Below are 13122 nucleotides of genomic sequence, written 5' to 3' on the forward strand. Positions count from 1 at the left end.
TTGCAATAAAATAATTGATTTTTATCACTAAAAAAATGACTAAATCTAATAAACCTGTTATTATTTGGCTGCTTTCTGGTTGCCTACTTTTATTTTTAATGGTTGTGGTTGGCGGAATTACCCGTTTGACTAATTCTGGACTCTCAATGACCGATTGGCATTTGATTACCGATACCTTCCCTCCTATGACAGAGGCGAAATGGAATCAAGCTTTTGAAGAATACAAAAAGTTTCCTGAGTATCAAAAAATCAACATCCATAATGATTTTACCTTATCTGATTATAAATTCATTTACTTCTGGGAATGGTTTCACCGTTTTATTGGTCGAATCATCGGGATGGTGTTTTTAATCCCTTTCTTTTATTTTTTAGCCAAAAAAAGATTAGACAAATCCACTATCAAAAAATGCATTGTTCTTTTGTGTATGGGAGGATTTCAAGGATTTTTGGGTTGGTTTATGGTAAAAAGCGGATTAATCGACAATCCAGATGTGAGCCATTTTAGACTCGCGTTGCACCTTACTTTTGCTTTCATCACCTTTGCTTATACCCTTTGGGTGGCTTTGGATTTGATTTACCCTAACAAAGACAACTTTTATCCTCAATTGAGAACTATTGCTCGATTTGCCTTTGTGTTTTTGATAATTCAAATTATTTACGGTGGTTTTGTTGCCGGACTCAACGCAGGATTAATTCACAACCACTGGCCATTAATGAGCGATGGGCAATTCATTCACGACAGTGTATTTATCGAAAAAAACAGTTTTATCCTCAATTTGATTGAAGGAAAAAGCGGCGTACAATTCGTGCATCGTACAACCGCTTATCTTGTGGTGGCGTTAATGGTTTTGTTGTATTTCAAAAGCAAAAAGTACACTTTGTCAATTGCGCAACAAAACGGACTCAATGCTCTAGTAGTACTTGTGTTTGTACAATTTGCACTAGGCGTTTTGACTTTGTTGTACAGCGTACCGCTATGGTTAGGATTGGCACACCAAATCACGGCTTTCTTTTTATTGACAGCCATGACTTACACGCTACACCGTTTCACTAAATAAGAAAAAGAGATGGCTTAATACACCATCTCTTCTCTTTCAAAAGTGGGTAAAACGATGTGATTTATGTTTTGTTCCATCCATTGGTTCTCTAACAAATCTGCCCACGCATTCATATATTTTACCGTATCTGACATCACATTTCTATTGAAAGAAGTCACACCAGCTTTGGCTAAAATCTCAGGATTGGACAAGTTTTCGAGTTGTCTCAAATCTGATTGTGTAAAACCAAATTCAATCATCCTACCGATAATTAAATCCATAGGATAACCACTCGTTGGACAGTAATCTATAACTTGTTCCGACCAATCACCGCGTTTTTGCAAGGCAAACTGTTGAATCTCTGCTCTGGTAAACGAAGTTATATTTTGTGCCAAATGCCCACAATTACAACTTCCCATATGCCCCCATTCATAACGACCGCTAGTTGCAACTTGTGTCGCCGTTTCTCTTAGGGCTTGAATTACTTTTAAATTTGGTACCGCCATACTACAATAAATTTGGTTTTTGATACCATAAAAGTACTAAAACTCGAAACGCTCTTTTTTTACTTTAACACAAAGTAAACTATTGTTTAGGTACTATTCCGCTTAAATAGAGCTACTTTTGCGCCTCGACTATATTGTCATTCTACTTTTACAGCTTATAATGTCAAAACTTGCAACACAAGATAAGTTCTTCGACCTCTCCGATTATGGTCGCCCATTTGGTAAATTTCTGGCACAACAATTAAAAGAAACCCGATTCACAGCTATTCACGTAACGCTACTTTTTGGCCTTTCTGGCCTAATTGCTATTTTCTGCATACTCAGCAATCATTATTTTTTGGCCTCCTTTTTCATTGTATTAAAATCTGGAATTGATGCTGCCGATGGTGAATTGGCCAGACTAAAAAACAAACCTTCATACGTTGGTAGATACCTCGACAGTGTCTTTGATATCGTCTTAAATTTTATGATTTTTATGGCCATTTGTTGGGTCTCAAAAACAACATTTTGGTATGCGTTTGCCGCTTTTTTTGGCATCCAATTACAAGGAACATTGTACAATTATTACTACGTTATTTTGAGACATAAATCGGTTGGAGGAGACAGTACTAGTAAAATATTTGAGTACAAAACACCCAAAGCTTTGCCTGGAGAAACACAAAAATCGGTGACTCTTTTGTTCCAAATTTACACAATTGTTTATGGGCTTTTTGACAAAATAATTCACGCGCTAGACCCAGAGGCATACAAAGTAAAAACGTTTCCGAATTGGTTTATGAGCTTGTTATCTATTTATGGTTTAGGCTTTCAATTGCTAATTATTGCCGTGATGTTACCGTTGCATCTTATTGAATACATAGCACCATTTTTTATTGCCTACACACTGATGATTTTTGTTCTTATCGCTATCAGAAAACGGTTTATTAGTGAATAAAAGCCTCATAGATAAATCCTATACAAAACACGTAAATAACTAATAATCAGTGTTTTTAACAAATTTTATCTAAACTAAAAAATGAAGTCATTTTTTAACCAATCCAGTTTTTGAAATCGGCTACTTTTTCTCGGCTTACAATTACTTCTTCTGCTTTATAAGTAGGCAAAATAATCTTTAAACGGGAATTACTGTACACCACTATCTCCTTTATGGCCTTTAATGGAATGATAAATTTTCGGCTGATTCTGTAAAAAGCAACAGGGTCTACTTCTTGTTCCAAAACCTCTAAAGTGGTTTCCAGAAGATAATCTCTATTATCAAAAGTATGCAAATAGGTTCCTTTATTTTCGCTGTAAAAACATTCAATTTCATCTACCGAAATCACTTTCAAATGTTGCCCGATTTTTAACGTAAATCGCTTTTTGTAATTTTTCTCAAATGGATTGGTCAGCATCTTTTTGATGGCTTCAAAATCTAACGTAAGCGAAGGGTTTTCAGGTGCCTTTTCTGGCACTCTCGATTTGTATTTATTCACTGCAATTTCCAAGTCATCTTCATCGATGGGTTTGAGTAAATAATCAATACTGTTGAGCTTAAAAGCACGCAAAGCATATTCGTCATAAGCAGTGGTAAAAATGATAGCGCTCTTAATTTCGACCGCTTCAAAAATGGCAAAAGACAAGCCATCGGATAATTGAATGTCCAAAAAAATAAGGTCGGGATGCGGATGGTTCGAAAACCATTCGATAGCCTCTTCTACCGAATGCAACAGCACGGTTACATTGATTTGTAATTTTTCGAGTTTACGTTGCAACAAACGCGCTGCTGGTTTTTCGTCTTCGATGATTATAGTTGTCATTATTTGAGGTTAGAAATTAGAAATTAGAAATTAGAAGTTAGAAATTAGAGGTTAGAAGGCAGAAAGCAGAAGGCAGAAAACTGAGAACCAAGAACTGAGAACCAAGAACTGAAAACAGAGAACCGACATTACTTCCATTGCTGTTGTTTTTTATCTTCTTCTTTTAAAAATTCTTCCATTTTTCTTTTCTCCCAATCTTTGCCTAAAAACAAATCTTTCCCAAAAACAGAAGCTCCGTGTGCTACCAATCCAATGCCCCAAAAGAAGGCGGTATTGAGTGTTTGCCAACTCCAAAAATTATTATCTAATGCATCCAAATGCCTTGCTTTCAAAGCTATTAATCCAATATTAACTAATACATACACGATTAGGTGGACATAAAATCCCTTTATTTTTTGCACTCTTTTAAATGCGATTTCGTAACGTTCTTCTTGAGTTCTGTCTAAAAATGAATCGTATTGGTTTTGCTTATTTTCCATTTTATTTTCTATTTAATCTTACTTTTTTTATTTCCAATCGTTTCTGGATTGTTTTTCTTTTTCCATAAACTCTTTGATTTTTTGCTCTTCCCATTCCTTGCCGAAAAAGGGCATCCAATTAAACACTTTCATTGCGTGAAAGAACACACCTACACCCCAACCTAGTAAAGGCCAAAAGAACCATAAATATCCTGGAGAGGTTAATAAATTGATCACTGCTAAAAATATATTCACCACAATGTACGAGGTCAAATTTCCGTAAAATCCTTTTAAATCCTCGACTCTTTTCTTGGCTTGATAATATCTATCTTCTTCTTGAAAATTCGTTTCCATAATTATTTCCAGATTTGTTTTTCGCTGTTCTTTCCGATTATTCTTTTAATTTGCTTTTCTTCCCAAGATTTACCCAAAATTACTTCGGTAAAAAACAATTGTACTGCTTGAATAACAAAAAAGGTCGTCCAAATCGCCATTACAAAACCGTTGATATACCGAATGGGAAAAAAGTTCAAAGGGGCACCATAATACGTTTTCAAAACATAGATTACTACGCCTAGCATAAAAAATACCATATGAAAATAAAAATCTTTCAGCTTTTTTACTCTCTCTTTGGCCATTTGAACCAAAGCTTCTTGTTCTTGATTCGTATCTATTCGTTCCATCTTTATTTCCATTTTTGTTGTTCGTCTTCTTTTCTTAAAATCTCTTGAATTTTTCGTTCTTCCCAGCTAGAGCTGTAACCAAAAACTTTGAAACCGTGCATAATCAAACCAAATCCCCAGCCACCAGCGGAAAACCAAAACCAATGAAATTGTGGGACAAAAGTAAGATTCACATAAATTAAAATGGGGATGACTACACAATATGAAATCAGATTGCCATAAAATCCTTTTAATTCCTCTACTCTCTTTTTTGCGCGGTAGTACGCATTGTTTTCTCTGTAATTTAAGGTCGTTTCCATAACAGTTATTTGTTGGGTTAAAATGGGTATTTTAACGGTAAAAGTTTGTTCGTTTTGTTCAATCAGTACTTTTCGTTTGGTAATGATGGCGTATCGATTGATGATGTTTTGTAATCCAACGCCTTGGCGGTCTTGTAATACTTCTTTCTTTTGAAAATCATTCTGAATTACTAAATAATCATTTTCGATATAAATGCGGATATGCAAAGGTCTTTGCTCGCTTACCACATTGTGCTTTACGGTGTTTTCTAATAACAATTGCAGCGAAAGCGGGACTACTTTGGCATCTGGATTTTGAACTTCGGCAGTAACTTCATAAAACAAGCTGTTCTCAAAGCGCATTTTCAGCAATTTCATATACGTCGTTGCAAAATTCAATTCCTCGGCTACCGATACCAATTCTTTATCTTTTTGTTCCAATACATAGCGGTAAATTTTAGATAAAGAAGTAGTGAAACGTTGCGCATTATCTGGATTTTCCTCGATAAGTGAACTCAATACATTCAAACTATTGAAAAGAAAATGTGGATCGATTTGATTTTTTAAGGTTTCAAATTTGGCCGAAGCCGTTCCTGCAATAATCTTTTGTTCGAATACTTCTTTTTTAGAAGCTTGTTTCCAATTGAGCATAAAACTACGTGCGTGCATAAAGGTCGAAACTCCCAAGGAAAGAATGATATAAAACATATGCACCCAAACCATTCTGTTGTTGAAAAACTCAGCAACCTCTAGTTTTTGAAATACTACGAAAGTCAAATAATCAATTCCTAAGACTACTGGAACGGTATACAAAATGGTACAAAAAATCCCAAAATACACTCTCAAATTGGTTTGCTCTAACCAATTCCATCGGCGATCCAAAATGTCATTGATGAGTCCGTTTCCAAACCCAATTCCGTAAGAATACAAGGCGCTAACTAAAAAAGTAGTGAGTAGGCTTTGAGGGCTGAAATCCCCTTGCAACAACGAAAAAACAAGTGTAAATACTAGTGTAATCTTCAAACAATCTATAAAGCCTTTTTTGATTCTATCTAGTATACTGTTTTTCTGTTTTTCCATATTCTTTGACTTTTGTTTTTGGTTTTTCAACCCTTTCAGCGTTTTTGACTCCGAAAGGATTTGAAATTTATACTATTTTTTACAATTCTTTTGAGCTTCTTGAGCGCGATCTAATCCCCATTTTGGTGAGAAAGCTGTTTCTGGTTTAAAAGTAGCAAAAAGTCCGATAGCTTTATCAATTTGTGCACACATAGGTGTTGTATCTGTTCCCCAGAACTTCGCCCCACCAATTTCGAATTCGGCTTTACAAAATACCACTCTTGGATTTTCTGGGGCAATAGCCTGTGCTTTACCGTAGAGTTCCATTACTTTTCCAGACAACTTTTGTCCGTTGGTCATTGGGTCATAAGCAATCCAAGCGGTGTGAATCATAGCTTGCATTACTAATAACTCTGGATTGTTTTCGTTTTTGATTAATTCTACATCCAAAGCGTTTTGCGCTTTGGTCAACAAAGCAGTTACTTCGTCTTTTCCTTTGGTTCTAAAAGCGGTTGTAGTATTTACTAAAGCCACATAATAGTTAGGTAACCAGTTGTTTTTTTCGACTGCTGCAATTCTTTCGAATAAAGCGGCAGCTTCGGTGTTTTTGCCTTCTCCCCACAATTGGAACGCTTTTCCCATTCCTTGTTCGTATTGTCCTTGGGCAGCTAATAAACTGCAAATTAATAAAGCGGTGGCGGTTAAAACTTTGATCATAATTTCTATTTTTTTAGTTGTTAATTTCTTTTAAATGGTTGTTTGTTATTTTGATGATGTAAAAGTACTACTGATGTAACTGCTGTAAAATTGATTGTGACTGAACTGTCGTTTTTTGAGGATGAATTGTAAACTGCTTATACTTTCAATACGATGTGCTTGTTTTGTGTGGCTTGGAACTTAGCGTCTTTGTATTTTGGAGGTCCCATAAACCCTTTGGCATCGTTTGAAGCTGCATAAGCTTCTTTTGGAATTCCCATAAAGTTGGTGTCTAATTTTCCGTTACTGTTTTCATCGTGAAAAACACTAATCGCATACTCGCCAGCAGGAAGGTTTTCAAAAGTGACCGTTGCTTTTGCGTTTTTGATTAGAGCGACATTGCCTTTGTATACTTTTTTTAAAAAATGATTTTCGGAATTGTACAATCCGATTAGGACTTGCCCTTTGTTGTTTTTTAGACCAACGATGTCTACTTTGATAGCGACTTGAGCGGTTGCCATTGCACTTATGGCTAAGAACAGGATAAGAACTGATGTTTTCATAGTTTATTTTTTTAAAGGTTGTTGCTTTTATTATGCTGATGTAAAAGTAGTTTGGACAAATCCAAACTAAAATTGATTGTAACTGAACTGTTGTTTTTGGAGGATGAATTGTAGTGCATTCGCTTTTAAAAAAAGTTAGCCACTAATTACACGACTTGTCACTAATTTTCATCGAAACTGAAATTGAATGTCACGAATTCCATCAATAGTAATAACTCGTGTCATTAAAACACATTTTTATTGGTGATTCATTAGTGAATTGCTTCGCCTATTCGCTATCGCTCGGGTCGTGGTGGATATTTTTAAAAGCAAATACCTTGGAGGAATTGTAAAAACACTTTTCTTTCCAAAAACACCTTATCTTGCCTCTTAGCCCCGGGAGGAGCGGCATCCTTTGCTGACGGGGTTCGGCAGCAAAGATATAGCGGATCACGGGACGATACCTGCTGGAAAAGCCCTATGCTTACTGCTCCTAATTCGGTTTATAAATTCTTTAACTGGTTGTCGTTTTTGTTGTCGCTGATGGTCCAAAAGAAACCTACGAAAAAGAAACTATCGGCCGTTGGTGTGATGGCTCTGCGGTTGTACACGCCCGCTGCATCTGGAGTATTGGCGTACTCGTAACCAAAGACATTTTGAGTTTGCAAAATATTGGACACAGAGAAATACAGGATTTTTTGTTGCGACACCAAGTACGCCCAATTGAAACTCAAATTATTGAAAGCTTTGGTTTTTCCGTTCATAAATTGGGTCTCGTTCGGATTGTTGTACGGACGACCTGTGGCAAAAGAATGCGTAAAACCGATTTGTGATTTCCAGTCGGTGATGAAATATTTGGTCACCAAAGACGCTGTATGGTCCGCCACGAAACTTGGCGTAACTTGTTTAGGGAAGTTGCGATAATCGCGCTCCGTATCGATGTAAGAATAGGAAATCCAATATTCTAAATTCTTAATCGAGCTGCCATCTCTCCAGAACAAATCAAGTCCTTTGGCGTAACCAGAACCGTTGTTATTGTATACCGAATTGTACATTGGCGTTGTGGTATTGAATTTTACCAAATTGCTGTAGTCTTTGTAATAAGCCTCGGCTCTAAACGTTTGACGGTCGTTGTTGTATTGAAAGTTTAGGATGTAATGCGAAGCTTTCTCGCTTTCGAATTGGTGCATTTTGGAATATTTGATAAAATCAACACTTGGCGCCTGAGTGAAATCGCCATAAGCGAAAGAAAACTGGCTGGTTTTATTCAGTTTGTAAGCCAAGGAAACACGAGGAGCAACGGCGGTTTCGTCCAACAAATCGTTGTATGAAGCACGAACCCCTACTTTGGCAGCAAAGTTTTTGGTGAATAAAATATCGCCTTCGGCAAAAGCTGCTGCAATAGAAGAATTGTATCCGCTAGTGCCTCCAAATCCAGAATTTGGAGTGAAATTTTCGTTGAAACGAGTAATGAAATAATCCGTTCCGAAAGCTAATTTAACGTGTTGCGAAATGCTTTTACGGAGTTTGAATTTAAGATGTGAGGCGTTTTCGTCATTGTTAAGCTTGTCCAAATCCAATCCCAATTTGTTTTTTGAATAGCCATAACTCAATCCCGTTGTTACTTGCCAATTGTTGCCAAAACCACCTTTGTAGGAAGTATTTAAATAAAAGTTGTTATTGTTCAAATCGACTCTGACTTTGTTGGGCGAATTGACGCTTTCTTGATTCAAATCGAATTTGGAGGAATCGAAAGCTGCATAGAATTTTAGGATTCCGTTATTGAAGTTGTAGCGATAAACCGTTTCTCCAGAAAGGGATTGAAAAGGATTGTTCCATTCGATATTTTGAGGCACCACTTTTTGATAAGGCGCCAAATTGATGTAAGCGGCATTGACACTCAAGGAGCTTTTTTTCCATTTTTGTGTATTTCCAACGCCCAAACCTACGGTCATTAAGGCAATTTCGGTTTTGTTTTGGTCGGGTTCGTCTTGGGTATTCAATAATAACACACTTGATAAAGCTTCGCCATACTCGGCAGAATAACCTCCAGTAGAAAAAGAAATCCCGCTAAACAAAAACGGAGAAAAGCGTCCGCGAGTAGGCAAATTATTCGTGCTAGCGCCATAAGGCTGCGCCACTCGGATACCATCGACAAAAGTTTGTGTTTCATTGGCCTCGCCCCCACGAACGAACAATCGACCGTCTTCACCCACGTTTTGAGTTCCTGGCAAAGTTTGTAGCGCTGCAATAATATTTCCAGCAGAACCCGCTGTGGTGACAATATCTAAAGGCTTCAACACCGAAACACGAGCTTTGTCTCCCGACTCTAAAGTTCCAGCTGTAATCACCACCGCGTCTAAGGTGTTGACATTCTCTTTGAGGGTTATCGTTTTGTTTTTGTAATTGGCCACATCTATAACCAGAGTTGCTGTTTCGTGTATCAAAGAGCTTATGATTAGGGTCGCATTTCCTTTGACTGTGGTTTCGAATGAGAACAATCCTTTCTCATCGCTTGTGGCGCCATCATAAGTGCCTTCGATATAAATATTGGCGCTAACGACGGGCTTACCTTTTGGATCGATAACTTTTCCTGAAATGGTGTTTTGAGCAAAAGCAACACTACTCATCAAAACCAATAGGGCTACTAAAAAGAATTTGTGTGTGATTTTTTTGATACTTGTTTTCATTATACTGTTTGTTTTTTGATGAAGCAAATATCTTTCGGGATTATGGATTCTCTAAAAAGTAATGACCGAATTGTAGAAAAACGAGGCTGAATTGTAATTTAAATAAAATAGAAAATTCTCAATAAAAAAGTAATTCGATTCAAAAAAACGAACTATTGTTTCTAAAAAACACCAAACTGCGCTAATAATTCAACAAAAAATAAATATCAAAAATAATTTTATCCCAATAAAACCTTTTAATATTATATAAATGATAATAATGTTTAAAAGTGAAAAAGCGCTTTGGAAAATTTGTTTTAATTTATTTATGTTTGTGCCAAAATTGAAATTCATGAAGATGAGTAGAAAAAAATACACCCATGCAAATAGTAGAATTGCTCTACTATTTCTGTTTGTGTTTTTTAATTTCTTGCTTTATTCTGCTTTCAGTACGGTTTCCGTTTTTTCTTTTTCAAAGCTAGAAAAAGATTTTTATGCTCAAGTTCTAGCTAAAAAAGATCACTCAAAATATTCAAAAATTCATATTCCAAGTAGTGATATGGAGGAAGAATTTGAATATAGCGAAATTGAGATAGATCCATTTATAGAATCCCCTATTCATTTATTTGATTTTAACCTATCGAGCGGGACGTTCGTCACTGTTCAATCCAAATACCACAACAGCTATATCTACAAAAAAAGCTGTCTATTTCTGCTTTTTTGCAATTTAAAATACCATCTGGTTGATAACAAGCATTGAAAATTATTTTCGATTATTTGTTTATTAACCTAATAAAATACTTTCCTACTCTATTCCCAAGAGACTAACCTATCCTAATAGGTTTATCCAAACGTTTCTTTTTGACTAAGTGCCGAAGGTATTTTAGAAATATTTTAAAAAAAATGAAATCAACTTCTATCGTTTTTGATGAACATGAAGTACTTCATAGTCTAAAGCATTATTTGCCAGCACAAAACCCACTTAAGGATTTTGTTCACCACAACACACTTCATGCTTTTCAAGGTAAAACATTCTTTGAAGCCTTAGAGGAATCCTCTAAAATTTTTGGTTACAAAACTTTTTTACCATTAGCCAGTTTCAGAGAGCGTTATGCCAAAAATGAGATTAACCATGAAATTCTTGAACAAGTCATACGTTCAAAAAAGGGAGAAGATCAGCTTACAACATGGAAACATAATCTTCTTGAAAAAAACTATGACGAATCTATTTACCCTAGAATTGGTAGCTTGCGTGCTACATGGAAGAAAGAATACGCTATCAATCTAGAAAAATCAACTTATAGCATTTTATTCAAGGTTCTTTGTGGGTATCTCGATCAAGGAATTGCATTAACCACGTTTCCTGTACTTAAAGACAGCTTCTTGGCGTCTATCAAAGAACTCGACAAAAATAGTTCGATAGGTATACTCAAAACGAAACGCGCTAAAAGCATGCTCCAAAGAGGAGCCTCTATCGAAGAGTTGCTTTATATTATTGTTGGCGACCCTGCTTATTATGAGCACTATTTGTTTGACCAACAATTTGGTCATCCAGGTTGGAGTGGAATAGTTGCCACCATTGAAGGTAACCCCGCTTCATTGCTTGACAAACGTTCTATTTCTCTGAAAGAGTTGATTCAGTTCGAATTGTTACTTGAATTAGACAGCCTAGACCAAAAGTTCAATTCTATCTGGTCTCCTTTGAGTTTCAAAATCAATCAAAAACCAATTCCTTTGTTTGATGAAATAAAAAAAACAGAACTTTTCGAAACCTTATCGCTTTGGCAAGAGGCATTCGAGTGGACGTTTTATGACCAAGTTTTATCAGGAATCAAAAAAGTTGAAAAAGAAACGGCAACTGTTGAACCTTCTTTTCAAGGATTATTTTGTATGGATGATCGTGAATGTTCCTTCAGAAGACACATCGAACATTTAGACAATTCAGCAATCACATTTGGAACTCCAGCATTTTTCAATTTCGAATTCTTTTATCAGCCGGTTAATGGGCAATTTTTCACCAAACTTTGTCCTGCTCCTATGCAGCCTAAATACCTGATAAAAGAAGAAAAAAGAAAGAAAAAACAATCCAGAGATTTACACTATCATAAACAATCGCATTCGTTAGTTTTTGGCTGGATTATCAGTCAAACTCTTGGGTTTTCGGCTGCTTTAAAATTGTTTTTGAATATTTGGAAACCAACCTTAACTCCTGCAACTAGTGCTTCTTTCAAACATTTGAATAAAAAATCAAAATTAATCATTGAACATAATGAGAGTTTTGAGAATGTAGACGGACTTCAAGTAGGTTTTACCGTTGAAGAGATGGCTAACCGTATCGAAGGTTTATTAAAAAGTATTGGATTGGTGTCCGATTTTGCGCCAATAGTTTATATCGTAGGTCATGGAGCCACTAGTGTAAACAATACACACTATGCTGGTTATGATTGTGGGGCTTGTTGCGGAAGACCTAGTTCTGTCAATGCAAAAGTGGCTTCTTTTGCCGCTAATCATCCTGAAGTTCGTGAAATCCTGAAAAAACGTGGTATCCTTATTCCTGATACAACACAATTTTTACCTGCGTTGCATGACACCACAAGAGATGAGATTGCTTTTTATGATGAAGAAACGCTAACCGCTAGCAATAAAGAATTACATCAACAAAACGAAATTACTTTTGCAAAAGCCTTATCTAGAAATGCAAAAGAACGTTCTCGCCGATTTGACACTATAGATTCTACACAAAGTCTAGAAAAAGTGCATGAAAAAATCAAAAGACGTTCCGTTTCCCTTTTCGAACCTAGACCTGAATTAAATCATGCTACCAATGCTATGTGTATTGTAGGTCGTAGAAGTTTGTCTAAGCACTTGTTTCTAGACAGACGCTCGTTTATGAATTCTTACGACTATCAAGTGGATCCTACGGGGGATTATCTTGCTGGAATTCTTGGAGCTGTTGCTCCAGTAGGTGGAGGAATAAATCTAGAATATTACTTTTCAAAAGTAGACAACCAAAAGCTAGGTGCTGGTAGTAAACTTCCCCATAATGTTATGGGATTGATTGGAGTTGCCAATGGTATTGATGGAGATTTACGTTCGGGATTACCAAGTCAAATGATTGAGGTACACGATCCTATTCGTTTATTAATCATTGTGGAGCATTTTCCAGAAATAGCCAAATACGCTATTACTAAAAATCCTGCTACTTATGAATGGTTCAAAAATCAATGGGTTAAATTGATTGTGGTACATCCAGAAAATCATGAACTCTTCCATTTCATAGATGAAACCTTTGAATCCTACTCACCAATTCAGCAGGAGAACGCAAGTATTCATGACGAGTTAGCATTGGCAGAAGCCTCACAAGATAATCTTCCAATCTATATTCTAAAATAAAAATA

General features: G+C 36.2%; 13 protein-coding genes. 4 read left to right on the top strand and 9 right to left on the bottom strand.

Going from position 1 to position 13122, the window contains the following annotated elements; all coding sequences use genetic code 11:
- The first annotated feature begins 35 nt into the window (after nt 1–35).
- Nucleotides 36–1058: a COX15/CtaA family protein gene (locus ACZ1AQ_RS08580; RefSeq protein WP_489632506.1), complete on the top strand. Its 1023-nt coding sequence runs from the start codon at nt 36–38 to the stop codon at nt 1056–1058.
- Nucleotides 1059–1072: 14 nt separating this feature from the next.
- On the opposite strand, the gene ACZ1AQ_RS08585 is transcribed toward ACZ1AQ_RS08580, so the two are convergent.
- Nucleotides 1073–1543 (bottom strand): hypothetical protein, encoded by a 471-nt coding sequence (locus ACZ1AQ_RS08585; RefSeq protein WP_489632507.1) that lies wholly within the window; start codon nt 1541–1543, stop codon nt 1073–1075.
- 160 nt (nt 1544–1703) lie between these two features.
- Between ACZ1AQ_RS08585 and ACZ1AQ_RS08590 the strand changes: the two genes are divergently transcribed.
- The gene (locus ACZ1AQ_RS08590) at nt 1704–2477 is read left to right on the top strand and encodes a CDP-alcohol phosphatidyltransferase family protein (protein ID WP_489632508.1); all 774 of its coding nucleotides are present in this window, start codon (nt 1704–1706) and stop codon (nt 2475–2477) included.
- Nucleotides 2478–2571: 94 nt separating this feature from the next.
- On the opposite strand, the gene ACZ1AQ_RS08595 is transcribed toward ACZ1AQ_RS08590, so the two are convergent.
- The 8 genes from ACZ1AQ_RS08595 to ACZ1AQ_RS08630 all read right to left on the bottom strand — a co-directional run bounded on the left by ACZ1AQ_RS08595 (nt 2572) and on the right by ACZ1AQ_RS08630 (nt 9745).
- The gene (locus ACZ1AQ_RS08595; RefSeq protein WP_489632509.1) at nt 2572–3339 is read right to left on the bottom strand and encodes a LytR/AlgR family response regulator transcription factor; all 768 of its coding nucleotides are present in this window, start codon (nt 3337–3339) and stop codon (nt 2572–2574) included.
- A 128-nt stretch (nt 3340–3467) separates the two neighbouring features.
- The gene (locus ACZ1AQ_RS08600) at nt 3468–3818 is read right to left on the bottom strand and encodes a 2TM domain-containing protein (protein WP_489632510.1); all 351 of its coding nucleotides are present in this window, start codon (nt 3816–3818) and stop codon (nt 3468–3470) included.
- Between the two features lie 27 nt (nt 3819–3845).
- On the bottom strand, nt 3846–4151 hold the full coding sequence (locus ACZ1AQ_RS08605) for a 2TM domain-containing protein (protein WP_024981118.1): 306 nt from the start codon (nt 4149–4151) through the stop codon (nt 3846–3848).
- A 2-nt stretch (nt 4152–4153) separates the two neighbouring features.
- A complete protein-coding gene (locus ACZ1AQ_RS08610; protein ID WP_489632511.1) occupies nt 4154–4480 on the bottom strand; it encodes a 2TM domain-containing protein in 327 nt (108 codons plus the stop codon).
- Nucleotides 4481–4482: 2 nt separating this feature from the next.
- Entirely contained in the window at nt 4483–5838 is a 1356-nt protein-coding gene (locus tag ACZ1AQ_RS08615; protein ID WP_489632512.1) for a histidine kinase, read from the bottom strand.
- A gap of 72 nt (nt 5839–5910) precedes the next feature.
- Nucleotides 5911–6534 (bottom strand): hypothetical protein, encoded by a 624-nt coding sequence (locus tag ACZ1AQ_RS08620; protein WP_438066239.1) that lies wholly within the window; start codon nt 6532–6534, stop codon nt 5911–5913.
- 137 nt (nt 6535–6671) lie between these two features.
- Nucleotides 6672–7076 carry a DUF2141 domain-containing protein gene (locus tag ACZ1AQ_RS08625; protein WP_024981122.1) on the bottom strand — a complete coding sequence of 135 codons (405 nt, stop codon included), beginning with the start codon at nt 7074–7076 and terminating at the stop codon, nt 6672–6674.
- Between the two features lie 482 nt (nt 7077–7558).
- Nucleotides 7559–9745, bottom strand: a complete 2187-nt coding sequence (locus ACZ1AQ_RS08630) for a TonB-dependent receptor (protein ID WP_489632513.1) — start codon at nt 9743–9745, stop codon at nt 7559–7561.
- A gap of 337 nt (nt 9746–10082) precedes the next feature.
- Between ACZ1AQ_RS08630 and ACZ1AQ_RS08635 the strand changes: the two genes are divergently transcribed.
- Both ACZ1AQ_RS08635 and ACZ1AQ_RS08640 read left to right on the top strand, forming a co-directional pair.
- The gene (locus tag ACZ1AQ_RS08635) at nt 10083–10484 is read left to right on the top strand and encodes a hypothetical protein (protein ID WP_489632514.1); all 402 of its coding nucleotides are present in this window, start codon (nt 10083–10085) and stop codon (nt 10482–10484) included.
- Between the two features lie 143 nt (nt 10485–10627).
- Nucleotides 10628–13117, top strand: coding sequence for a YbcC family protein (locus ACZ1AQ_RS08640; protein ID WP_489632515.1), 2490 nt, complete (start codon nt 10628–10630; stop codon nt 13115–13117).
- Nucleotides 13118–13122 lie beyond the last annotated feature (5 nt).

The organism is Flavobacterium sp. UM26 (assembly GCF_057922445.1).